The following is a 23,946-nucleotide window of genomic DNA, read 5'->3' on the forward strand; positions in this document are numbered from 1 at the left end:
TGCTTTGTCTCTATAAAGACCGGGCTTGTCCAACCACAGGATAAGATCGCGGCTCGTCCCTCGCGCTATCTATCCTTATTCGTTAGCTGCTTTGTATTGAAATACTCTGATGACGATTCAGTTGAAGAGAGTCAATGGATTTAACCATTTTAATTGCTAAAATTGCAGCAACAATTGACAAACAATCTGCGACCATATTCACGCTTGTTGCAGTTGATATTTCTTGAATACTTTCTGCACGCATATAGTGTCTTCCAGCGAAGTTTCCGGCAAAGCTCATGACTATAAAAGAACCCCACCAGTTTTTAATTATGTTTTCCGATGGTGTTTTATAGTCAGAATTTAAAAAAATGAAACTATCTTCGGGGGGGATACTTTTTTGAAAAATTTCTTTTGCTACTTGGTAGGGACGAACCAAGTTGAGAAATGGGATAAAAAAGCCACCAACAGCCCATTTCGGTGAATATTGTAAATTACTAGAACCAAGTGGGACTAAATTCTTGTGGGCCCTATAGAACCACATTAGGAAAAAAACTGCGGTTAATACAAATGCAGTAACTTGTAAAATTCCGGCTATCCCATAAAACGCATCATTCGCTTCAGCCGCTGATTGAGTAATGTCCGCACCAGCCAAGGCCGAATTTAACAAATTATATTGTGTGATCCCTGAGATTACGGCGATAAGGTCTGCTGCAATTGAGATGAAAAACATCACTATCAGGATTTTTGATTTTTTTCCACTTTGGATAAAATCACCATTTTTCGTAGTTGTTTCCACAGTGTTCCCTCCATTTTTTGCAGCTAACGATTGGGCTCAGCGCGTTTGCGGAACGCGCAGCGTGTAGCAAATCCGCTGGAGCCCTTGGTTGGGCGTTACCTTGGCGGCCACATAGGCTCGTCATCGTCCCCGTAAAGAACGCCGAAATTAATTGTTCTAAGCTCCCCGAGTTCGTATTGCAGCTCTACCCAATTTTCGTTGAAGCAATAAGACTCAAAGCTACCGTAATCAGTAAACTCGAAGGCTTCACCCAGAGCATGGGATAACTGTTCGAGAAGGCACTCTCGACTTTGTAGCCAAGGATTGTTGCCCATAAGAGTGGCGTTTTTGTTGCGCACCTCAATCCATCCTAACCGCCAGTCATTTTCACGCTCAATTTTTAAAACCAATTTGATCGCATAAAAATATAAATCCCGATTCTCTTCGTCAGTAATGACAGTTTTATTCGGCTTCCCAAGGGCGTTAATTACCTCTTCCTCGGTCATCCCAAAGACAATATTGTCGACGCCTTTATTAAAATTAATTTCCATCAAAATGCCCAACGGTTTGAGATAAGCGGCGGCGACGAACTGTTTCGGTCTATTACCGCAATTTGGTTTTGTTTGTCGGGGAGCACCCAGCTATTTTCCGTCCGCCTTCATTGACTGGTTAGGGCGTTTTTATATAAATGATAGAGCAAGGGGGAAAACTCCCAATACAACAAAAAGTGAATAAGCAATTACGCTTTTCAAAAAGCTTCCTTTAAAAACCTGCTGCCTCAAATACGTTGATAAAAACAAAAATGCAGTGGCAATTATTTGTAAGAAATGAAGAGTGCCATCGCTCCCGTGCGTAGATACCCTGGCTTGAAAAATATCGTAGCCATTTAGGTTGCTACTAGATTCTATTGTGATGTTGTAATTTCCACTTTTGGGTATTTCAAACAGCCCATAATTCAAATGGCTATATGAGGTGGTCCCACGTCTTGTCCCCGCGCCTTCGGAAAAGCGAGGCATAAGTGTTTTACTGAGTATGACTTTTTGCCCCTCTTTCAGGGTTAGATGTAATGCGGGTTTTTCGAGCGTAGCCCCAACATCCTCTGCGTGATAAGCAGTAACTCTGAAATTATTCTCTACTTTTTGTAGAAATTCATTTTTGGAAATAGATCGACCGTCATTGACTAGGTCAAAATGTGCCGAAATAGGCTTGCCTACTAGTTCATTGTTGAAAGCAGCAAGATAGGCAACCATGACCAGCAAAAACGCAAAGAAGCAGAGTGCACCGATATTTGGTTTAATTTTCTGCTTAATAATTGTTTTCATCGTGCCTTTGAGCCCTAACATGTAATATACGTGATATTAGCCGCGTTATAACACGGCTGCCTTTTAAGAAAATTCTTATTTTCCAAACAATATCAAGTGGTTCTGACAAATTTCTGAAAATTTTCTCTGCGTGATATATAGCAAATTTCCCACAAATCAGCTCAAGGTCAAACATACAAAAAAAGCCGCAATCTGCAGATTCCCCCAAAATCTCACAAACTACGGCTCTCTTCTCATTTTTTGAAACAATGCTCTACAAAACTACACTCAAACGCAGAACATTACAAGATCTCTATCTTCCCCGGATTCACTCCAGATAAAACTTCAACCCAACCAGCAAAAAATCAACACCGACAAAAAACATCCGCCCAACATTGATGGAGATCCCGTAGATGACGATGCCGGTGGAGCCGATGCCGGAAAAACGGGAACACTCATCGTATTTCCTAATAAGGACCGTTTCAAAAACCAAAGCCGCCAACCTGTGCAGAAATGAGCATTCATATATAATTATCCAATGAAACTGCCTGCTATCGAAGGATGGCGCGCACTGTGAGAAAGCCGAACCGATCAAAACTCAGCCATTCACGCTGATTCGTTCTCATGGAGGGTTTCTACAACAACTTGAGAATCCACCCCAAAGTTCAGACATCTGTAAGGGAGATGGCGCCATGAAGACACAATTTTATACAGCAACAAGTCTCGACGGTTTCATCGCCACAGAGGATGATTCGCTCGAGTGGCTTTTCTCACTGGGTGAACTGGGGGATTCCAGTTACCCGGAATTCATTGCCGAGGTTGGTGCATTGGCGATGGGCTCAGCGACCTATGAGTGGATGCTGCGCAATGCGGAAAAAGTGGCGGAAGAAGCCGGAGAGCCGTGGCCGTATACCCAACCCACGTGGATTTTTTCCAGCCGTAAATTGCCATCTATTGACGGTGCTAATATCCGCTTTGTCAGCGGCGATGTAAAAGAGGTTCATCAGGAAATGCGGCAAGCTGCGGACAATAAGAACATTTGGATAGTGGGAGGCGGCGACCTGGCCGGTCAATTTTACGATGCTGGATTATTGGATGAGTTGATTGTTCAAATTGGGTCAGTCACTCTGGGTAAAGGCAAACCGTTATTTCCGCGGGCTGCATTAAGTCCTGTTTTACAGCTGATATCCGTTCGTCAGATGGGGTCGAGCATGGTTGAATTGCGTTATGACATCACAAGAAAAATATGAGCTAATTAAGTTTTCATCCGGAAACGGCCCTTTTCCACTGTGGCGGTGTCAATCTGCGGGTTTTCTTGTGCGGCGTAAAGGACTACGCCTCCGCGCAACCCCTTGATTTCCTTGCCACAACGTAAAATTGCTCGTTTCCAATCTGAAAATTTATGCGTTGCTATCCCGAGTTTCCGGATGCCAACTAATTACCTCGATCGAGAGATCTGAATAAATCTCCAATGATTTTTAACGGTGCCCGAAGGAGCGATAAGCCCAGCGGATTTCTTCCCCCTCTGCCTTTTGAAGGCAAAGTCACGGTATTGTTATCGGGATTGGCTTCCACAATAGCCTTGCGTTGAATTTCTGGCCTTTTGACCGTTCAACTGTCGGACATGGTGCCTTGCTGCGTGACCGGAATATCGCTTATACCCGCTTCCCGTCGGCCGCCTCGAAATGTGCGATCTGATCGGCGTAAGCCTTTTTAAATGCGGGACGATCGGTTATGCGCGCTACATAGGCTTCGGTCGCCGGGCGGTTGCCGAACGCGCGGACCTTCGATACACGTAATACATCTGCCATCAGCAGGTCCGCGACAGTGAAGCGATCTGCCGCAAGCCAATCTCGCTCGCGTAGAACATTCTCCAGTTGCTGGAGGCGCATGTCCATCCAGCCGGCAAGACTATTGTCCTCGTTACCGGATACCTTCAGAAACCACCAAGGTATGGTGACCACCTCAATCGAGTTGAGTGCGGCAATAACCCATTGCAGGGTATGCGCTTCACCAACGGGATCGCGCGGCATCAGCTGGTCGGATTTTCGGGCCAGGTGCAGCAAGCCTGCACCACTTTCGAATATCTGTAAGTCTCCGTCGGTCAGGAAGGGAACCTGTCCAAAAGGCTGCTGCGCGAGATGATTGGTTTCGCGGCCATCGAACGGAACCGTCTGGACCTGGTATGGGAGTTCAGCTTCCTCGCAGGCCCATCGTAGCCTCAAATCGCGCACAAAACCTCGTGGGCCTTCGGGTACCCAGTCAAGAGTCCAGATAATCAACTCGGTCATGCTCTCTCCTTTCCCCTCGGTATCGGGTTGACTGTCCACCTGCGATGACCAATGATGGGTTCAACTCGCCAACAACGTCATGAATTCAGGGGAAAATTCCATCATCGATAATTTTATTCATGATCAGGAATATTCGGACCCACCAACCGGGCAAGCTGTTCCAGTGATTCCTGCCAGCCCAGGTAACAGGCCTCGACAGGAATCAGCGCTGGAATACCTGCCTGGACAATGTTTATTTCCGTGCCACAGGACACCGCTTTAAAGTCAATGGTGACTTGCATTTCACCAGACAGGTTGGCATCGTCAAAACGATCTGTATGGTGGATGCGTTTGTTGGGCACCATTTCGACATACTCAACGGTAAACGAATGACTGCTGCCAGTGCCGAAATTGGTGAAAGACATGCGATAACCGCCACCCTCGCGGATATCCGCTTCATGGATGGTGCCGGTAAAACCGTAGGGCGGCAGCCAGTATTCCAGCGCCTGCTTGTCGGTGAACGCTTTGTAGACCCGCTCCACCGGGGCGGGCAGTACACGGTGTAGCCGAACTGTACCGGTTTCATTAGACATAATTATCTCCTATCTATTCAGTGAGTTGTGTGTCGATTTGTCAGTGATCAACGGCTGTTGCCCTGCTCCATCAATTCCCGCACCGGGCGGATTTCCACGCAGCCATAGCGCGCCGGCGGAATTTTCTCTGCCAGACGAATCGCCTCATTCATATCCCGCGCTTCCAGCATATAAAACCCCGCCAGTTGCTCTTTTGTCTCTGCGAAGGGACCATCGGTCACCAGCGCTTTGTTATCGCGCATGCGCAGGGTGGTTGCGGTATCCGTGGATAACAGTGGCGCACCATCGAGAAAATGACCGCCTTTGTTTAAACCGGCCACGCATTCCATGCACTCCCGGTTAAGGCTGTCCCACTCTTGTTGGGAAAGTTGCTGCATTTTCTTTTCGTCGTAATAAACGAGGCATAGGTATTTCATAGTTTTATTCCCCACGTCATAGTCGATTTTTTAAGCCGGCTGTTTTTTTGGGCCAACCAGGGCGAACAGCGCTCCCTGCGGATCGAAGCCCTTGACGATAAAGTCCCCGCCGGGGATTTCATCGGGGCCATGCAGGATTTGTCCGCCGTTGGCGGTCATGGCCTTGCAGGCATCGTCGATGTCAGCGCAACGGAAATAGTAGTGCCACAGCGGTATCGGCAGCGCTTCCGGTTTGGGCATGAGGGCACCGATGATCCCGTTATGGCGGATAAATTCGTAACGCCCCAGCGGCCCCATATCCATTTCGCCCTCTTTGCTCCAGCCAAATTCAGTGAAATAAAATGCTTTGGCTGCTTCAGGATCGGGGGTGACGAGTTCATTCCAGGCACAGTGCCCGACGCGGGGTTTGTCCGAGGCAAAAGCCAGGCTGGTTTTGTTGCTGATACCCCGCATGACGTAAAACGGAGCGCCGTGAGGATCGGTTATCATGGCGATGCGGCCGACGTTGGGAATATCCGTTGCAGGCATTTGCACGCCGCCACCGGCAGCAATGATATTGCCAACCGTCTGATCGACATCGTCCACGCCGATATAACCCAGCCATACCGGCTTGGCGCCACCCTGACGCATTTCTTCGGTGAGTTGCATCAGGCCACCGACAGCGTGGGATTCTCCGCTGTCCTCATCCCGGGCGTGGAAAATCCGGTAATCTATTCCGGGCTGGCCGCTGTCGGTCGCCTGCCAGCCAAGAATTGCGTTGTAAAACCGCACCGCACTGTCGCTATGGTCGGTTAATAATTCGTACCAGATAAATTCGCCGTGTTGATTGGGCATGTTTTTTCCTCACTTTTGTCAGTGGATGGCAGGCGATCATTTTTCGAGCTTCACTACCGGCACAAAGCCCCCGAAGATTATGCGCATGCCGTCAAAGGGCATGGGGTTTTTCTCCGGGCTGATGCGAGAGTCGGTTTTCATAGCTGCCACCATTTTCTCCATACCGGCATCGCGGGTCGCTTTGTCGGGCCATTCTATCCAGGAGAATACCACGGCTTCTCCTTCCTCTGCCTGTACCGCCCGGCGAAAGTCGGTGATTTTGCCATCCGGGACATCGTCTTCCCAGCATTCGAGAATACGGGTGGCGCCCCACTCCATAAAGGCGGCGTCGGCAATACCCGCGTGCTCGATAAAGGCGTCTTTCTTGATTTTGGGTACGGCTAGGACAAATCCATCGATATAACTCATGTTCAGCTCCTCAAATCGTTCGTGAGTGGTTTCACCTTTTCGGCGTTGATTCCCGCTGAAGATCGACAGGACAGAGAATTTTTTACCGGTTCTTCTCTTCCGCGGGCATCGCCGTTGGATCCATCCACGTTGCTTCCCATATGTGGCCGTCGGGATCCGCCAAGGCCCGGCCGTACATAAATCCCAAGTCCTGGACAGGATTGATATCGGCGGTTCCGCCCTTGTCAGCAGCGCTCTGCAGCATGGTATCGACGGCCTCACGGCTACTCATCAACAAAGCGAGCATCACCTCACTGGTGTTGGCAGGTGGAATTGGGCGATCGGTAAAATGGCGCCATTTATCATGGGTGAGCAACATGACATGAATTGCTTCACTCCACACCATGCAGGCGGCGGTCTGGTCAGTGAATTGGGGGTTGTTCTCGAAACCAAGAGCCTGGTAAAAGGCCATTGATGTGTTGAGATTGGTGACGGGTAAGTTGACAAAAATCATGGCTGTCATCGCTGAATACTCCTTGGTATCGGGTCAGTGATAAGGTGTTGTCACCCAATAGTCGTCGGCCAGACAGCAGTTTCGACAGTCTCTAAAATTTATTTTTGAAGTGATGCCAATCGCTGCTGCAGAAACCGCCTTTCGGGCTCCTGCTGTGCCAGATCCAGGGCCTGTTGATAACAGTGAATGGCGTCCTGTGATTGACCGAGACGGCGGAACAGGTCGGCGCGCGCGGCGTATAAAAGATGGTAACGCTGTAACTCCTTGTGATTCATGAGTTTATCAATGGCCTGCAGGCCGGCTTCCGGCCCGTCACGCATGGCCAGGGCAACGGCGCGGTTGAGTTCCACGATTGGGGAGGGATTGACTCGCCGCAGAACATCATAAAGGCCAGTGATTTCCGCCCAGTCGGTCTCTTCCGCCGTCCGCGCTTCGGCATGGACGGCGGCAATGGCCGCTTGCAGGGTATACACGCCAGGCGGGCCAGACCGCAGGGCCTTTACCACCAGATCACAGCCTTCGCGGATCTGGGCCCTATTCCACCGGGTGCGATCTTGTGCTTCCAGGGGAATCAGATCGCCGCTGGTGCTGGTGCGTCCGTCACGTCTGGCATCGTGTAACAGCATCAGAGCCAACAGGCCGGTAACCTCGGCATTGGGCAATAACTCTTGCAAGAGCTTTACTAAACGAATGGCCTCTGCCGAGAGGTCTCTCTGGGTAAGCTGTGCACCACTGGAGGCCGTGTAACCTTCGTTAAAAACCAGGTAAATAACCGATAACACGGCGTCCAGGCGTTCTGGCAGCGCTTCGGGCTCGGGCACTTCATAAGGAATGCCCGCATCGCGGATTTTGTTTTTCGCCCTGACAATGCGTTGCGCCAGCGTCGGCACCGGCACCAGAAACGCCGCGGCAATAGCCTCGGTGGTCAAGCCGCACACTTCCCGCAGGGTCAGTGCGACGCGCGCCTCCATGGCGAGACTGGGGTGACAGCAGGTAAAAATCAGCCGCAGCCGGTCGTCTTCTATCTCTTCGTCATCTTCCGACTGTTGAGCGTGTGATTCTATTTCCAGAGTTTGGGCAAGCTCTTTAAGAAAGTTATCAAGGCGTGTGCTTTTACGTATCCGGTCAATAGCTTTAAATCGACCGGTAGACACCAGCCAAGCCCCTGGATTGTCTGGGATACCCTCGTGCTGCCACTGTGACAATGCCGCTATAAAGGCCTCCTGCAGGGCATCCTCGGCGAGATCGAAGTTACCATGCAACAGGCGAATCAAAGTGGCCAGTACCCGCCGCGATTCATGGCGAAAGATCGCTGTAATGCGTTGTTCAACGAAAAGAGAGGTCATATTGCAGTGTATAAATTGGTGGTCACCAGCGTCAAGAAGGGGGCGTTTTCCGTATGAGAGGAAAGACGGGGAACGATGGACAGACTTGACGATCATTTGATTTGTGCCGAAACACCAGCTTATGATGGCAAAGTGATTTCACCCATGGGCCATCAGCAGACCTACGACCTGCTCAATAGCGAATGAAAGTTTCATGCTAAAAACAGCGGCAGTGACAACCCTCTTTCTTTTCCTCATGGCGGGCACATCCGAACCTGCGATCTATTCCTGCACAGTCAACGGCAAAACCATTTACTCCGACAGGCCCTGCAGCTCAAACAGCGAAGAGATGTCGGTGATTGAATTTGCTGAAAAACCGACCCATCAAACCGGAACGGATGATGGACCGAACGCTGCGCAAAAACGCGACTTGATAAGACTCAGATTCAATGCTGAAATCCTCGACAGTGAAATCTCCATGAAGGAAAAAGAAATCAATGAAACCACGGCATCGATGGCTGCGATTCAACAGGACTATGAACAGAAAGTGGATCTTTTGAACAAGCAATTGAGCAGGTACAACAGAAACACGTCCTATGGGAAACTCCAGGAGCAGAGGATTTTGACGGAAATCAAAGCTCTGCAAATGGAGCTGCGCAATAAAAACTTCATAGCCAGGGATAAAATCAAGGCGATCCGGGCCGAACTGACCCTGCTTAAACAAAACCAGAATGATTTGGAAAAACAGATTCAAGAGCTGAACCGAACCAGCAGGTAAAGACATCGTGCCGACCCGGCCCCGCCGTCCGAGCAAAATGTCTTTCCCCCGTTTACCTTTAAAACCGAATACGGCTATGATTCTCTAAACGACAGAATAATCCCTACAACTTGCAGCGAGTAAACGATGAACAAAACCCGTATCCTCATTTCCGATTCGACCGATCCCTGGTTCAACCTGACCGTTGAAGATATTATTTTCCGTTCCATGCCGGCCGACCAGCGCGTCCTGTTCTTGTGGCAAAACGCCGACACCGTGGTGATCGGCCGGGCGCAGAACCCCTGGCGAGAATGCAATACCGAACGCATGGAGCAGGACGGGGTGAAACTTGCCCGCCGCCAGACCGGTGGCGGGGCGGTCTTTCATGATCTGGGCAACAGCTGCTTTACCTTCATGGCCGGCAAGCCCGAATATGATAAAAGCGTATCGACCCAAATCGTCCTGAACGCTTTGGAAAAGCTGGGGATCGCGGGGCAGGCCAACGGCCGTAACGACCTGGTGATCGAAGATGAAACCGGCCTGCGCAAGTTTTCCGGTTCGGCCTATCGGGAAACTCCTGACCGAGGATTCCACCACGGCACCCTGCTGCTGAACGCCGACCTGAACCGTTTGGCCGACTATCTCAACCCCGACCCGAAGAAGTTACAGGCCAAGGGAATTGCCTCCATCAGATCACGAGTTGTCAATCTGAACACGCTGGTTCCTGATCTTAGCCATCAAACAGTGAGCGCAGCAATCAGCCAGGCCTATCAGGATTACTATCAGGTCGCGGTCACAACCGAATTCATCACTCCAGAGCACTTCGCGAACCTGCCGGACTTCAAGGAAAAATTTGCCCGCCAATGCAGTTGGGAATGGAATTTCGGCAGCACTCCTCCGTTTACGCACTCTTTGGACGAGCGTTTTGATTGGGGCGGGGTTGAAATGTTACTCAACGTGGAGCGAGGCACGATTCAGCAGGCCACCATTTACACCGACATGCTCGATCCCTTGCCGATGGAACGTTTTGCGGAAGCGCTGCACGGCCTGCAATACCAGTCCGCAAGCGTGTCATCCTGTATAGAAAAACTGCTGCACAGCTACCCGCAGTACCAGGCTCAGCTTGCGACCACTCAGCAATGGTTAACAAAGCAATTTGCCTGAAACAAAGCGCCGCAAGGCAATTGCCAGGGCAGGTCATGTCCTGAGCGGTACCGACTCAGCAACAATATGAGGAATCTTCAGCCGGGAAACTCCGGGGGAGTCTCCTGGCCCTGTTCCAGGGTCACCAGCCAGGCCAGCGGGATAGTCCCAAGGCAGAAGAACGCTGCAATGATATAAGTCGTCTGCAGCCCGAGCTTGTCCCCGAGCAGACCGACAGCAAAAACCGCCACCGAGCTGACACCGAAATTAATGAACATGTACATGCTGTTCATAAAAGTCGGCATATTCGTTGCGATATCCTGGGTCTTGGCCAGCAGAACCGGTCCTGAAGCAAGCAGGAACAGTCCCAGCACAGCCAATGGGATAATATTGTTACTCCAGACAAACAGCCCCATAAAAAGGACCGTTGCAACGCTGGAGAGCAGCAGGGTTTTGCGCCGGCCGATGCGATCGGAGAGATTCCCGGCGCAGAACGTCCCGACCACGCCGAAAAACTGCAAGACAGATAAGGAAATACCCGCATACCACAAGGAACTGCCCTGCCCGGTCAGGTAAACCGGCAAATACAGGGTCAGGGCGCTCTTTGCCACCGCCTGAAACAGGATGAAGCCAGCCAGGGCAATAAAAAAAAACCGGTGTTGTTTCAGAATCTTGCGGGTATCCCCTTTTTCTTTAGGTTTGCTCAGGTGCTGCGGGCTCTGATAATTGCGCAGTTTGAGATACAGGACCAGAGAAGCCAGTAGCCCCAAGGGGATCAGTCGATAAATCCCTTCCAGTCCCCAAGCGGAGACTGCGGCAATAACCAACATCGGGCCGAGAGTTCTCGCCAGTTCCCCACCGACCATGAAAAAACTCATTCCGGTACCGACTCGATTGCCCGCCACATTCTTAACCATCACCGGGGAAGGGACATGAAACAGCGCCGCCGAGACCCCGGCGACAAACAGCAGGATAAACAAGATCACCGTCGAGTTGGCCAGGCCGACGAAGCCCATGCTGAGTGCCGTGATCGCCGGTGTGAAGATGACAATGTACTTGCTGCCGGTACGCTCGACCAGGACACCCAAAAACGGATTGAAGAGTGCCGGAATGCGCCGGGTAATATCGAGAAAAGCCGTCACCGAAAGCGACATGCCGAGCTTCGCAATCAAAAGCGGCAGGAGCGGCGCCAGGATCGCGGAAAACGTATCATGAGCAAGGTGGGCGATTGACAGGACGAACACTTCATTTCTTTTAAATGTCTGTGGGGGCACAATATCTGACTTTCTGCAGGAAACAAAGGAGGAACGGTTAACCAACGCACATCACCCGAGCAGGGCAGATGAATTTCAAGTTTTTGACATTACCCCACTAATCCACGTAAAAAAAAGAGAAAAAGACTCTTTCTATTCACCTGTTTTTTGTGCAGCTGGCCTGTCAGCATTGAGTCTCTCGCCATTGCACCGGGAAAAATGCCGAGTCTGTTCCTTCATAGCAAAAAATATCGCGGGCGCAAAAAAGTGCGCCCTGAAACTGTGGCGCCTGCGGACCATTGCGCTGGATTTCCCAGGTAAAGCGCTTTGCCCCACAGAATGATCACTGAAGAAAGAATTTTCCCAGAAATTTTTCCTGCTGCTCAACTTTTTCTTGGATCCGTTGGGAGATTTTTGTTTTTGAGAACGGCGCAAGGGTAATGCCATATCGACCCGCACTTTTTTGATACTGCCAGGTGGCCACTGCGACCCCTTTCTGTAAAATGACCCCCGAGACATGCCCGCCGGCCGTCCAGACCTTGCCATAGTGTTGGGCCGGAACGATCCAGTCTTTGCCCTTGTGGGCCAGCAGGAGAGGATCGAAGCGATACAGCATGACAATTGGCCAACCCTGCGTGGAGCGTGGCGGAGCAAGCGAGGTCAGCTCATTTTTGTCCTCACGGAGGGCGACAAGTGGAGTCTTTTCGCACACGACTTCTATCAGGTCCAAGCTGGCCAGCCATTGCTTGACCACGGCCACTTTTTCCCCAAACCAGAAGGCGGCATCCGCAGGCCGTGCTGGCCCATAGTTACGCAGGTAACGACGCATCAAAGCGATGCTGGCGGTTTTTGGGTCCGGTTGCTCCATGCGCCTGGGCAGCCAGTGCATGCCATGAGCAAACCGCCGCGCTCCGGCATCGCAAAGCAGGCCCCGATAAGCAGCGTCAATAAGAAGTCCGCCCCAGCCCGATGCCTCCATTCCGGTCTGCCCGGCAATCGCCTCCCGCGTGAGCGGCGGTCTCCCTTGCAGGGTTTTGCCGATAGCTGCAATCAACCGCTCGCAATCAACCGCAGAGCCGCCGTTTTCAAGAAACTTTCCGTGCGCCCAGGAGCGCCGGGAACCAAGCGCCGCAACCAGATTGGGCCAATCTGCTGAGCGAAAGGTATGCAGGGTGTTCCGCTGTCCCCATGTGCGGACAAGAGAACGTTGCCGGTACAGCAACTCTTCGAATTTCCGGAAAGAAAAATCACCGGCGATCCTGGCTGCAATGGCAAGAGCAGCAGCGCGTGACATTTGCGCCTGCACTCCAATGAGTGCTTCTGCGCAGTCCTCTGCTGAGGCGAACGGAGTTATCAGACCTGACCTCATGAGCCGGTGCCATCTGAGCTGAGCAAGAGTGATATGCATATTTTTTCCTGACATGGTTTTTGTCATCGGGCCCATTGCTTACTCCAACGGCGCTCGTGGCCGGGAGGAAACCCTGCGATGGACTTGACCCGCTTACCGCGCATCCGGATGGCCAATGAAAATTGCCTCTCCCCGGCTGGGGCTCGTCTCCTTCTGTCTACCAGATATCTCTTTAAATCTCACCACAAACATGTAGAATGCATGGATAATTTTTTAATTCGATCAAAGGAGGACGACATGGCTACAGTCTGGACAACGATGGAGAAAACGGCTGAAGGACGGTTTGTGGAATCCGGCTATCACACCACTGAACCAGAAAAATGGTACCGCTGCTTTACGGTTGAGGACCCGCAAGAATTTATTGCGCATATGCGCCGCTTCAACAGTATTCCCAAAAAGCCTTTGTCTCGAACGGAATATGAGACAGTCTGTCAGGATTTCGGCGTTTCCCCGGCTGAGGATAAAGACTTGAAGATCTACGGGACAACCCTGACCACGTTAGGAACCAGCAACTATCATTATCATACCGACCCGGCCAACCGGCAATCCGGGATTGAGAATACCATCCATGGCTTGCGCTACCGGGAACTGCAGAAAGAAGCGGAGTAACAAGCGGCCGCTCCCTGAAACGGCAGAAGATCAAAAGCAATCTTAATTCCCTGACTCATGAAGTTTGCCAGGCAGGAAAAAAACTTTTCCTGCCTGGCTTGATAAACTTGGTAAGCAGCTCTTTCAAAAACCGGCTCACCCAATTAAAAATGATAACTGACTCCTAGCCGCATGGTGAGTAGACCAAGCGTTCTGTCGTCATCTCCGGCAATATCAACCTCTTCGCCGGTGGTCGTTATTTCCAGATTGGTGGAAATCTTCTCATTGAACTGATAGCCGGCACCACCGCCAAATAGTGCCTGGAAGCTCCCGTCATCTTTATGCTCTCCATTTTGAGTCACATCGTAGCCCAGGTGGGCAGCGCCCAAAATCCCGTACACGGACCAGCTGTCCCACTCATAGCCCAGGTGGAACTTAAGCCCATATTGCGGGTCAAGCTCCATTTTGTCGCCATCGGAAAATTTCTTGTCCGCTGCGGTATCGTGATAAAAAACTTCTCCAGCAGCAAACATCCCTTTGATAATCCTGTGTTTATAACCGGCATAGACCCCGCCAGATACTTTGGAATCGCCATCCAATTTATCGGTATTGTCCCCACTGTCGAGCACGAACCCGGAACCGACAACCGCGGCTCCGGCATAGAACCCGTTTCCAGTCCCATCCGCTTGGGCGGTACTAACGGCGATTGTCAGTACCAGCCCCACCATAACCAGGTATTTCACACTTTTCATCATTGTCTCCTTTTGCTTGCGTCAATATTGAGTGCGTTCCGTTTTGGAAGCCCGTTATTGATGCAGAACATTACGGTAGGCTATTTTTTCAAGCTGTGGATTTTATGTATTCAATTGTAAGATTTTGTAAAACTCCCCGTGCCCCTGGGAGCGTCCTCGTTCCTACAAAAACCTACAATCGGATACAAAAATTCCACGGATTTTATCAGGCTCATTCATGCTATACAGATTGACATCCACAAACATGGCAAAGGCAATCATCCTGTGACTTCCGGACCCAGGGCGTGAAGCTGACTTGCTGAAGATAGCCGACTCCATTATCATTGATGGCCAATCCACCGTCCTGTTACCAGGCGCTGACATTCTTTTGTTGTGAGCGCTGTCAAGTCATCGCGCGCGGCTTTGACTGTGACAGAACTCGTGACTCGAACTCACAGAGATCCGGATCAGAAAACCATGACACAACGAAAACAAATCCTGCTGGTTGAGGATGACGACCGGCTTGGGAATTTGATCAGTTCCTATCTGACAGAACAGGGCTTTGACCTGTCCGTCGAAAGAAGAGGCGATACCGCGGCAACGCGTATTCTTCAAGAACGACCGGATCTGGTCATCCTCGACCTACTATTGCCAGGCATGGACGGCTTGACGATCTGTCAGCAGGTCCGCACCGATTACCAGGGACCGATTCTCATGCTGACGGCTCTTGAAGATGATATGGATCAAGTCGCAGGCTTGGAAATGGGTGCCGATGATTATGTCAAAAAGCCGGTTCTGCCACGGGTTTTGCTGGCCCGCATTCGGGCCTTGCTGCGGCGTCGGGAAAAAGCCAACGGAGAAAATGATGTTGCTCCGGAAACAATCGATGAACTGGTTTTTGGCCGGTTGAGTATTAACCGAGCCGCGCAAAGCGTTCAGCTTAATCGTCAACCAGTCATTTTGACCACCAATGAGTTCAACCTGCTCTGGCTTCTGGCCAGTCACGCCGGGCAGATTCTGGATCGCGCGACCATTTACCGCAAGTTGAGGGGAATCGACTACGACGGGCTGGACCGATCGGTGGATTTGACCATCTCGCACTTGCGCAAAAAACTTGAGGAAGACGCCGACCACCCCAAGCGGATCAAAACGATCTGGGGGCAGGGGTATCTGTTTGCTCTGAACGCCTGAGGCAACCCTGATGAAGCGGATCTTCTTTTCATTTTTCCTATTTATCATGATCGGCATGATCGGTCTGCAGTACGCCCAGCCGTTGCTGATCAGCAAACCGCTGCAGGAATATTATCGGCAGGCCTACCTCGACTATTGGCGGGATCTGACCCGCGGGACTTTCCACCTGCTGTTGAATGAATTGGCAGCGCTGCCTCCCGCTGAACAGCAACAACGCCTGCAGCAGCTGCAAAGCCGCTTTGGCTACCCGATTACTCTGACCGACAGGGATCAGCTGACTTTATCGCCGGCGGAACAAGAACAGTTAAACAGCCTGCTCATTGTCGTCAAAAACAACGGTTCCCTGTTCTATCGCCTCATCCCCGCCAGCAATAAGGTCATCACCATGGGCCCGATCAATGACTTGGACTTGTCTTTGCAGATTGATCTCCTGGCCTGGGCAATGATTACCTTATTATTCGGTTTGCTGGCCATTCTTTGGGCGCGACCGCTCTGGTTAAAACTCAAGGAAATAAGCCGGGCCGCCCAGGCCTTCGGCCAGGGGGACTTTTCTGCTCGCGCCAATCTGCCGCAGCGATCGACATTGGCCCCGTTGGCGGAGACGTTTAACAACATGGCCGGGCGAATCCAGCAGTTGATCGCCTCGCACAAAGAGCTCACCAGAGCTATTTCCCATGAACTGCGCACGCCGATCTCCCGCATCCGTTTCAGCCTGGAGATGGCCCAAAGCTCCCTGGAAGAAGCAAAACGCCAGAATTACCTTGTCGAAATCAGTCGTGATGTCGATGAATTGGAAGATTTGGTTTCCGAATTGCTGAGCTACGCACGCTTCGACCGGGAGACCCCTGCCCTGCATAAGGAAGAACAGCTCATGGCACCCTGGCTGCTTCTGGTCGTCAAAGAGATCAAACCCGTCCTGGCAAGAGCAACGGTTTCCTGCCTGATTAGTGAGGAGGCTGAAGCGATCACCGCCAACATCGCCCCGCGTTACATGGCCAGAGCGGTGAGCAATTTGATGATCAACGCCGGAAAATATTCTGAAAGCAGAATCATCGTTCGTCTGGAGAAAGGGGAGAAATGCTGCCTGATCCATATCGATGATGACGGACCGGGTATCCCCATGGCTGATCGCGAGCGTATTTTTGAACCCTTTGTCAGGCTGGATGCCAGCCGGACCAAAGATACCGGCGGCCATGGCCTCGGTTTGGCCATTGTCAAACAGATTATCACCCTGCACGGCGGAACCGTATCGGTCGAATCTTCGCCGTTAGGAGGCGCCCGTTTTACCCTCAGCTGGTAACGGTGTGTCCCAGCGTCAGTTATCCCCCCCTCTTGCGCCAAATTTTCAAAACCCTCTATAGTAAAAAAGAACCACCTAACCAATAACAACTCCGTCGGCCAACACCGGCATATCATCCTGAGCTGCGGTGCTTACCATGCGTCACCTCTCGACATCTGATTCACCCATCATTAACCGTTTTCATCGGCTGCATGAAGAAAAGGGCTTTATTTCCGAGCAGGACCTGCAGGATCTGGCGCAGCAGACCGATCGGCCACTGGCGGACCTGCATGGCCTGTTGAGTTTTTTTCATTCACTGCGCACCAGGCCCCCCGGCAAAAACCGGCTTGCCATCTGTTACGGCACCCCCTGCTACGCCCGCGGCGCAGAGCAGATTTACCAGCGTCTGGCTGCAGAACTGGAACTTGATGAAGACGGGACCTCCATGGATGGCTTCATCAGTATTGAAAAGGTCCAGTGCGTCGGGGCCTGCAGCCTGGCGCCGGTGATCGTCGTCAACGACCGCTTGGAAGGCAGGGTTAAAGCGCATCAGCTGCCGACGGTGTTGAAGCGCCTGCGGGATGAGACGCCCCAAAAGCAGGAAGACAAATAACTCTGGCACCACGGACGCCCCCGAATGGCGCTAGTTTAAGAGTCGCTGGCAGCAAAACCGGGACTGTCCCCGCACGGGGCTGTCCCAGGTCTTTGCGGTGCTAACCCCTACAGTTTCATGGCTCGCAAACTCTTGGGACAGCCCCCCGCGATGCCCCTGGGGACAGTCCCGAGTTTACTGCGAAGTTGCTTAAACGAGCGCCATTCCGGACGCCCCCCGGATTACAGGCTGCAGAAAAGCGCACTTTTCTCTACCGGGTTTGCAAAAAGCCAGGGATGGATTTTTGCAACAAGCTGATTGCGGAAGGGTTTATGACTGGACAAGTTCAACGTGATATTCCCCTGGTTCCCAGCGCAGCGGCGGCAACGCCGCCGATTGAGCTCCTGCTTGCCCGCCGCCATGGTCTCCTCTGTGTGATCCCGCCCATTCTGACAAAATTGGCCAGGCAGGGGCAAGACCTGCTGTGCCCGCGGGACGTTTCCCGGATCAACGTCGGTACAGCGTCCTGTGGGCAGGCAGCCGGAGCAGGCCAACGTTTGGATTTGCTGACCACCCGGGCCGACTTTGCCGGAGCCGTCAAGGTCCACAACGTCGGCTGTATCGGCGCCTGTTACGCGGAACCCCTGATCGACGTGCGCACCACCGAGGGGCGCCACTATCTGTTTGGTAAAGCCGGCAGCATCAATCATTCAGCGATTATCCGCACGGCCCTGAAGCAAAGAGTCCATGATTCGGCCTGGCTGGTCTTACAGGAACGCCATCCGGGGATCCTGACCGGGTTTGAAGATCTGGACGTTCTCCGTGCCGCCAACAACGATTTCGCAGCCTTTTTTGCCGGCCAGCAACGGCGCATCAGCGGTCATTGCGGCTTGATCGACCCCCACAGCCTGGCTGAATATGTGGCGACCGGGGGATATTTTGCCCTGGCCAAAGCCCTCTTTGAACAAACCCCGTCGGATCTCATTGCGGAAATTACCGCGGCGGGCCTACGTGGCCGCGGCGGCAGCGGCTTTCCCACCGGGCAAAAATGGCTGCTCGCTGCAGAGAGTTCCGATCCGCTCCGCATGGTGGTGGCTAATGCCGATGAAGGTGACCCCGGTGCGTATATGAACCGTACCCTGTTGGAAAGCGATCCGCACCGGTGTTTGGAGGGGCTGCTGCTGGCCGCCTATGCCGTTGGTGCGCAACGCGCTTACGTTTTTGTCCGCCATGAATATCAGCTGTCCATTGCCAACCTGCGCAAGGCCATCGCCGATCTCTATGCCGCCGGTCTGCTCGGCAGTCATATTCTGGGGACCGGGTTCAGTCTTGAGGTCGAAATCATTCAAAGCGGCGGGGCTTTTGTCTGCGGCGAAGAAACCGCTTTGCTGCAGGTCATGCAGGGCCGGCGGGGCGAACCGGTTCCAAGGCCGCCGTACCCGGCCGAGCAGGGTCTGGGCGGGCATCCGACCGTGATCAACAATGTCGAGACCCTGGCCAATGTCCCCTGGATTCTGACCCGGGGAGCGGAAGAATTCCGCGCAACGGGGAGCGCCCAAAGCCCGGGGACAAAAATCTTCTGCCTGACCGGTGATTTGCCCCGCCCCGGCTTCATTGAAGTGCCCCTGGGAACCCGCACAGCGACAGTCGTTGAAGAGATCGGCGGAGCAGCGCCACAGTCCATCAAGGCGCTCCAGATCGGCGGACCTTCCGGCGGGCTGCTCCCGTACCGGGATACCCCGCTGGATTATTCCACTCTTCAACAAGCCGGGGCAATGATCGGCTCCGGCGGGTTGGTGGTCTTGAATAAATCCCACTGCATGGTGGATCTATGTAAACAGCTGACCGCCTTCATGGCCGCGGAATCCTGCGGCCAATGCCTGTTCTGTCGGGACGGCCTGGCGCAGCTGCATAAGTTGCTCGATCGGCTGACCCGGAACCGGGCTGACGAGTCCCTGCTGCGGGACCTGGCGGAACTGAGCCGGACGGTCAGCGAACTGTCCCGCTGCGGACTTGGCCGCTCCGCGGTTAATCCGTTGCTGAGCGGACTGACATATTTTGCCGAGGAATTCGCCTCCCACACTCAGGGAATCTGCCCGGCCGGAGCCTGCCATGCGCTGATCCGTTTCGAAATCGATCAAACGGCCTGCACCGATTGCCTGGTCTGCTATAAAGTCTGTCCGGTCGGGGCGATCACCCTGCTGCCCGGCCGGGGTCCGGCACGCTACCGGTTTGACGATGAGCGCTGTGTACGCTGCCACAGTTGTACGGAACTCTGCCCGCATGCCTGCATTATGACCAAACCGAGGAAGACGCCATAATGAGTTCAATAACCATCCATGTCGACCAGCGGGAACTCCCCGCTACCGAGGGAGAATCATTGCTCGCGGTCCTGATCTCCCACGCCATAGCGATTCCGGCCTTGTGTTACTTTCCGCGCCTGCCAGTGCAGGGACGCTGCGGTTTATGCCTGGTCGAACAGCAGGAAAACGGCCGCTGGGTCCTGCAGCACGCCTGTTTGCTTAACTGTCGGCCAGGGATGCAAATCAGGACCGATTCGCGAAAAATTCGTCGGACCCGCGCGTTGGCGGCCGCATTGCTGCTGCAACGCGGCCCGTTTAACCATGCTGCCGTGACCGAAATGCTGCAGGAATTAGCGGCCCTGGGGCAAGCCCCGGCCAACGCTCAGGACCAACCGGCCGGGCAGGGCAACGCAGCCAACAAACCACCGCAACCCGGCTGCATTCTCTGCGGGCTGTGTGTCTCCCTGTGTCGATCAATATCCAGGAACAAACTGACTTTTCTGGGGCGAGGCCAGGACCTCAAAGTGGCCTATGTGACGACCACGACTGCGGCGGGCTGCGGAACCTGCCAGGCCTGTCTTCGGGTCTGCCCGACCGGACATATCCTGATCAACGGAGCCACCACCTTTCAATCAGGACTCTTTCGAACGAAAACACCTGACCGCGCTGAACAGTGAAAGATACGGCCATTGCCTGTGACTGGCATTCCTCTGTTTGGACAGGAGCTTTGCCCTGAAAGACCGATTTTCGTTCTTGATTTTCTTTTGCCAAAAGGCAATTCTTGGGACAGTAGTGGAATGGCGCTCGTTTAAGAGCAGCTGTAAGCAAAACCGGGACTGTCCCAGGTCTTTGCGGTGCTAACCGCTCCAGTTTCATGGCTGTCAAGACGCATCGCTGCTTCCCGGCCCGGCCGCAAACTGACCAGCCGCTACCCTGTTGGCAGCCGAAAGAACCGGCATAAATGGATTGAATTAACCAGCCCCGGACACGAACCGCAGAGGACCCCGTGCGCATCGCCATCTTATCCGATATCCACAGTAACCTGTTCGCACTTGAAGCCGTCATTTCGGACATCAAACAGCGCAATGCCGATATAACCGTCAATCTTGGCGATATTCTTTATGGGCCGATTGCTCCGCGGGCAACCTATGATTTGCTGCAGGAATACGATTTTGTCACCATCGCCGGCAATCAGGACCGGCAGATCGTTGCCGCAACCCAAGCCGAGATCGAAGCCAACCCAACCCTCAAGTTTATTCTGGAGGAGTTGGGAGCAGAATCCGTGGAATGGCTGAAAAGCCTGCCCGGCGAAAGTCGCGTAACAGACGAAATTTATCTCTGTCATGGCTCTCCCAACGATGACATGACCTATCTGCTGGAGTCCGTTGAGAGCGGTTTGCCCGGTTTGCGATCCGATCCGGAGATCCTGCACCTTTTAAACGGGCACAAGGAAAAAGTCATCCTTTGCGGCCATACCCATATTGCCAGAGCGGTGTTCACCAGTAGCGGGCAATTGATTGTCAATCCGGGGAGTGTCGGTTTGCCAGCCTATACCGATGACACTCCGGTACGCCATTCCATGCAGAGTTTCAGCCCCCATACTACTTATGCCATGATCGAAAATTGCGGCCAGGGCTGGAGCGTGCAACATATCAAAGTGGCTTATGATTACCAGAAGGCGGTCGCCCTGGCGCAAAAACGCAACCGCGCGGACTGGGCTCATTTTTTAGCGACCGGCCGCGGTCTGTGAAAAACGACGGACCAACCGCATTCGGTCTTTGAATAAACCACTATGCACTGAAAGCCCCTAAAATAGCTCCCTCTTCCCTCGTGGGAGAGGGTTGGGGTGAGGGGGGAAACAGGCCGGCATTTCCACCCCCATCCTAACCTTCCCCCATCAAGGGGGAAGGACTCAATTCATAGGATCTGAAAGTCCATAGTTTTGAAGGAGCGCACTGGAGCAATAAAATCCGCCCTGGATGTTTCCGCCTGGACTTGACGGCTGATGGCGACCAGGCTCCTCTCCGTAAGCGACAGGGGATTAAATCCACAGGGATAAGAGCTTAAGAACAACAGTTTCCAATCGGTGACCGGAGAATCTTCTCAGGCAAGGAGGATCGCATGAACGCAAACAACGATCTCGCCCTGGTACTGAGTGGTGGCGGCGCTCGTGCCGCTTACCAGGTTGGTTTTCTGCTCTCCCTTGCCAAGTTCAAACCCGATCTTAATATCCCGATCCTGACCGGCGTTTCCGCCGGGGCGATCAATGCCGCCTTCCTCGCGAACCACACCGGAAGCTTTGCCGAAGCAGTGGCTGACCTGGCCGAGCTGTGGTGCGGCCTCACCCTTGATCAGGTATTCCGTGCGGACAGCTGGAGTCTGAGCAAAAACGTGCTGGGCTGGGGCACAAATCTGCTCTTCGGCGGGCTCGGAATTACCCCTGGAGTCCGTGGGCTGGTTGATACCACCCCTCTCCATCAGCTGTTGCGACAGAGCCTCGCTCCCGCCGGGAGTATGTCAGGCATTGGCGAAAACTTGCGCCAGGGAAAACTGAAGGCCCTGGCCATTACCGGGACCAACTACGGCACCGGACAGTCGGTCACCTGGGTGCAGGGAAAAGACATCACCCTGTGGGAACGGCCGCATCGCCGGAGCGTCCGCACCGAAATATCCGTTGCCCACATCATGGCCTCGGCCGCGTTGCCACTGTTTTTCCCGGCGGTTCAGATCGGCAATGCGTGGTTCGGCGATGGTGGCATCCGCCAGGCTGCACCCTTTGCACCGTCCTTACATCTGGGCGGGAAAAGGATTCTGGCCATCTCGACCCGCTATCAGCGCTCACTGTCTGAGGCCGACACACCGGTTATCCAGGGCTACCCGCCACCGGCCCAGATTATCGGCGTCTTAATGAATGCGATATTCCTGGATGTGCTCGATCAGGATGCCCATTCTCTCGAAATGGTCAACCGCCTGCTCAGTAAAATCCCTCCGGGTTCGGACCCTGGACCAAGCCGAGTAGAACTCTTCCTGTCCCGCCCATCCTGCGACATCGGCAGGCTCTCCGGGCAATTCGAGCAGGATCTGCCAAGGCTGTTTCGTTACCTGGTCCGCGGCATCGGGACCCATAAAACAGGCAGCCCGGACTGGTTGAGCATGGTGATGTTCGACCCGCGCTATATCCGGCAAATGCTGAAAGTCGGGGAAGCTGATGCAACAGCCCGCAGGCAGGAGATCTCTGCGCTGTTGGAAGGGACCTGAGTTGATCAAGGTCGCGGGGTCGCGGCCCCGCTGCCGCCCTTCTTTTTGTCCAGGCCCACAAAAAGAAGGCAAAAAATGGCCTTTGATTGCTCGGGAGTTTCGTTTGTTCCGGGAATGAAATAGCTGCGCATTGTTTAATGCTGATTCGGCAGGGTTGGTTACCGTTACATTTATGCACGGATCGTGGTCGCTACTGACCGCACCGTCGTCAAATGCGCCCGACGAGAAGCGAGGCTTCTCGTACTGGCGGAGGTAGGGGCTGCGGGATTGGTACGGTAGCCGAATTGATGCACCTTTTGTCTTTTCTCATTTGGAAGGCCGCTATTCACATTGAAACGCAGCGCAATCTCCCCAGAGACTTCGTTGCCCCGCCAAAAGGCTTGCCTTTTTCGGGGCTCATGCTGCGCCGCTTCGGTTCCCACATAGCAATATTTCTAAGGCGAGTGAGGTCTCCGTCTCAATCCCAGGCCACGAAGCCGCTCTCAGCGCGACCCACGATAAATCACAACAGAGCCGCTCATCCCGAGAAATCAAAAGAGTTTTTTTTGCCTCCTTTTTATTTGCGATCAAAAAAAGGAGGTCGGCTGTCGGGCCGAGACCCGACGGTTTTGCTCGGTTACTTAGCCTGCCTACTGGCGAAAGAAGATATCTCCTTCCCCCTTTGATGGGGGAAGGCCGGGATGGGGGTGAAACAACCTCCCCCACCACTGCAGACAAGTTGTGTATAATGTCCTCTCATCCGCAGAACAACAAGGAGTCCCCATGAAGACCCTGTCCCAACACAATGATGCTGTCCTCGAAAAACGCAAGCAGGAACGGAAAAGAACCGGGCTGGCCTGCGATCAGTGCGGCCATGAGTTGCTCATCGACAATGCCCCGGCCAAACCGGTCCCCTATGACCCAGGCCTGATTCAGGTTCCGGTCAAATGCGATGGCTGTGAAAAGGTGAAGTACATGTATATCCCGCGCACCGAGTGGGCCAGCATCCGCATTGCCGACTGAATGGGTCCATTTTGAGGACTTTCGTCCCCCTGGGAATCCGCTTT

General features: G+C 53.2%; 26 protein-coding genes. 12 read left to right on the top strand and 14 right to left on the bottom strand.

All coding sequences use genetic code 11. The features are described from left to right. Positions 1–82 precede the first annotated feature (82 nt). The 4 genes from N909_RS0106760 to N909_RS25610 form a co-directional block, all read right to left on the bottom strand. Entirely contained in the window at positions 83–778 is a 696-nt protein-coding gene (locus N909_RS0106760) for a DUF4328 domain-containing protein (RefSeq protein ID WP_029913283.1), read from the bottom strand. Between the two features lie 95 nt (positions 779–873). After that, positions 874–1,308 (bottom strand): hypothetical protein, encoded by a 435-nt coding sequence (locus N909_RS0106765; protein ID WP_029913285.1) that lies wholly within the window; start codon positions 1,306–1,308, stop codon positions 874–876. Between the two features lie 129 nt (positions 1,309–1,437). Then, positions 1,438–2,079, bottom strand: coding sequence for a hypothetical protein (locus N909_RS0106770; protein WP_029913287.1), 642 nt, complete (start codon positions 2,077–2,079; stop codon positions 1,438–1,440). 307 nt (positions 2,080–2,386) lie between these two features. Beyond that, positions 2,387–2,551, bottom strand: a complete 165-nt coding sequence (locus N909_RS25610) for a hypothetical protein (RefSeq protein ID WP_155005884.1) — start codon at positions 2,549–2,551, stop codon at positions 2,387–2,389. A gap of 199 nt (positions 2,552–2,750) precedes the next feature. On the opposite strand from N909_RS25610, the gene N909_RS0106780 reads away from it, so the two are divergent. Then, the gene (locus N909_RS0106780; protein WP_029913289.1) at positions 2,751–3,308 is read left to right on the top strand and encodes a dihydrofolate reductase family protein; all 558 of its coding nucleotides are present in this window, start codon (positions 2,751–2,753) and stop codon (positions 3,306–3,308) included. Positions 3,309–3,713: 405 nt separating this feature from the next. Here N909_RS0106780 and N909_RS0106785 read toward each other — a convergent pair whose 3' ends face one another. From N909_RS0106785 to N909_RS0106815, 7 genes are all read right to left on the bottom strand, one after another. Continuing rightward, positions 3,714–4,349, bottom strand: coding sequence for a glutathione S-transferase family protein (locus N909_RS0106785; protein ID WP_029913291.1), 636 nt, complete (start codon positions 4,347–4,349; stop codon positions 3,714–3,716). A 113-nt stretch (positions 4,350–4,462) separates the two neighbouring features. Then, positions 4,463–4,921, bottom strand: a complete 459-nt coding sequence (locus tag N909_RS0106790) for an SRPBCC family protein (RefSeq protein ID WP_029913293.1) — start codon at positions 4,919–4,921, stop codon at positions 4,463–4,465. A gap of 47 nt (positions 4,922–4,968) precedes the next feature. Beyond that, positions 4,969–5,337 carry a YciI family protein gene (locus tag N909_RS0106795; RefSeq protein WP_029913295.1) on the bottom strand — a complete coding sequence of 123 codons (369 nt, stop codon included), beginning with the start codon at positions 5,335–5,337 and terminating at the stop codon, positions 4,969–4,971. Between the two features lie 30 nt (positions 5,338–5,367). Beyond that, positions 5,368–6,171 carry a VOC family protein gene (locus N909_RS0106800; RefSeq protein ID WP_029913298.1) on the bottom strand — a complete coding sequence of 268 codons (804 nt, stop codon included), beginning with the start codon at positions 6,169–6,171 and terminating at the stop codon, positions 5,368–5,370. 36 nt (positions 6,172–6,207) lie between these two features. Further along, a complete protein-coding gene (locus tag N909_RS0106805) occupies positions 6,208–6,579 on the bottom strand; it encodes a DUF1428 domain-containing protein (RefSeq protein WP_029913300.1) in 372 nt (123 codons plus the stop codon). A gap of 82 nt (positions 6,580–6,661) precedes the next feature. Then, positions 6,662–7,081, bottom strand: a complete 420-nt coding sequence (locus tag N909_RS0106810; RefSeq protein ID WP_029913302.1) for a VOC family protein — start codon at positions 7,079–7,081, stop codon at positions 6,662–6,664. An 89-nt stretch (positions 7,082–7,170) separates the two neighbouring features. Further along, positions 7,171–8,418, bottom strand: coding sequence for an RNA polymerase sigma factor (locus N909_RS0106815; RefSeq protein ID WP_029913303.1), 1,248 nt, complete (start codon positions 8,416–8,418; stop codon positions 7,171–7,173). 193 nt (positions 8,419–8,611) lie between these two features. Here N909_RS0106815 and N909_RS0106825 point away from each other — a divergent pair, with 193 nt between their 5' ends. Both N909_RS0106825 and lplA read left to right on the top strand, forming a co-directional pair. Beyond that, positions 8,612–9,175 (top strand): DUF4124 domain-containing protein, encoded by a 564-nt coding sequence (locus N909_RS0106825; protein ID WP_029913305.1) that lies wholly within the window; start codon positions 8,612–8,614, stop codon positions 9,173–9,175. Between the two features lie 126 nt (positions 9,176–9,301). Beyond that, entirely contained in the window at positions 9,302–10,318 is a 1,017-nt protein-coding gene (gene lplA, locus N909_RS0106830) for a lipoate--protein ligase (RefSeq protein WP_029913308.1), read from the top strand. Positions 10,319–10,395: 77 nt separating this feature from the next. Here lplA and N909_RS0106835 read toward each other — a convergent pair whose 3' ends face one another. Both N909_RS0106835 and N909_RS0106840 read right to left on the bottom strand, forming a co-directional pair. Further along, complete coding sequence (locus N909_RS0106835; RefSeq protein WP_245613579.1) at positions 10,396–11,541, bottom strand: MFS transporter; 1,146 nt, start codon at positions 11,539–11,541, stop codon at positions 10,396–10,398. Between the two features lie 352 nt (positions 11,542–11,893). Then, the gene (locus tag N909_RS0106840) at positions 11,894–12,994 is read right to left on the bottom strand and encodes a DNA glycosylase AlkZ-like family protein (protein WP_084167552.1); all 1,101 of its coding nucleotides are present in this window, start codon (positions 12,992–12,994) and stop codon (positions 11,894–11,896) included. A 201-nt stretch (positions 12,995–13,195) separates the two neighbouring features. Between N909_RS0106840 and N909_RS0106845 the strand changes: the two genes are divergently transcribed. Then, positions 13,196–13,567, top strand: coding sequence for a hypothetical protein (locus N909_RS0106845; RefSeq protein WP_155005885.1), 372 nt, complete (start codon positions 13,196–13,198; stop codon positions 13,565–13,567). 143 nt (positions 13,568–13,710) lie between these two features. On the opposite strand, the gene N909_RS0106850 is transcribed toward N909_RS0106845, so the two are convergent. Continuing rightward, the gene (locus N909_RS0106850; protein WP_029913317.1) at positions 13,711–14,298 is read right to left on the bottom strand and encodes an outer membrane beta-barrel protein; all 588 of its coding nucleotides are present in this window, start codon (positions 14,296–14,298) and stop codon (positions 13,711–13,713) included. Between the two features lie 456 nt (positions 14,299–14,754). Here N909_RS0106850 and N909_RS0106855 point away from each other — a divergent pair, with 456 nt between their 5' ends. From N909_RS0106855 to N909_RS0106895, 8 genes are all read left to right on the top strand, one after another. After that, positions 14,755–15,468, top strand: coding sequence for a winged helix-turn-helix domain-containing protein (locus N909_RS0106855; protein WP_029913319.1), 714 nt, complete (start codon positions 14,755–14,757; stop codon positions 15,466–15,468). A 10-nt stretch (positions 15,469–15,478) separates the two neighbouring features. Then, entirely contained in the window at positions 15,479–16,768 is a 1,290-nt protein-coding gene (locus N909_RS0106860; protein ID WP_029913326.1) for an ATP-binding protein, read from the top strand. A 136-nt stretch (positions 16,769–16,904) separates the two neighbouring features. Then, positions 16,905–17,360 (top strand): NADH-quinone oxidoreductase subunit NuoE family protein, encoded by a 456-nt coding sequence (locus N909_RS0106865; protein ID WP_029913328.1) that lies wholly within the window; start codon positions 16,905–16,907, stop codon positions 17,358–17,360. A gap of 311 nt (positions 17,361–17,671) precedes the next feature. Then, entirely contained in the window at positions 17,672–19,660 is a 1,989-nt protein-coding gene (locus tag N909_RS0106870) for an NADH-ubiquinone oxidoreductase-F iron-sulfur binding region domain-containing protein (protein WP_162179114.1), read from the top strand. Continuing rightward, on the top strand, positions 19,660–20,319 hold the full coding sequence (locus tag N909_RS0106875; RefSeq protein WP_029913332.1) for a 2Fe-2S iron-sulfur cluster-binding protein: 660 nt from the start codon (positions 19,660–19,662) through the stop codon (positions 20,317–20,319). Before N909_RS0106870 ends, N909_RS0106875 begins: the two co-directional genes overlap by 1 nt. Before the next feature lie 329 nt (positions 20,320–20,648). Further along, positions 20,649–21,392: a metallophosphoesterase family protein gene (locus N909_RS0106880; protein WP_029913334.1), complete on the top strand. Its 744-nt coding sequence runs from the start codon at positions 20,649–20,651 to the stop codon at positions 21,390–21,392. A gap of 371 nt (positions 21,393–21,763) precedes the next feature. Next, positions 21,764–22,900: a patatin-like phospholipase family protein gene (locus N909_RS0106885; protein ID WP_029913336.1), complete on the top strand. Its 1,137-nt coding sequence runs from the start codon at positions 21,764–21,766 to the stop codon at positions 22,898–22,900. 762 nt (positions 22,901–23,662) lie between these two features. Further along, complete coding sequence (locus N909_RS0106895) at positions 23,663–23,902, top strand: hypothetical protein (RefSeq protein ID WP_029913338.1); 240 nt, start codon at positions 23,663–23,665, stop codon at positions 23,900–23,902. The last annotated feature ends 44 nt before the right edge of the window (positions 23,903–23,946 follow it).

It is taken from the genome of Pelobacter seleniigenes DSM 18267, from assembly GCF_000711225.1.
GTDB classification, from domain to species: Bacteria; Desulfobacterota; Desulfuromonadia; order Desulfuromonadales; family Geopsychrobacteraceae; genus Seleniibacterium; species Seleniibacterium seleniigenes.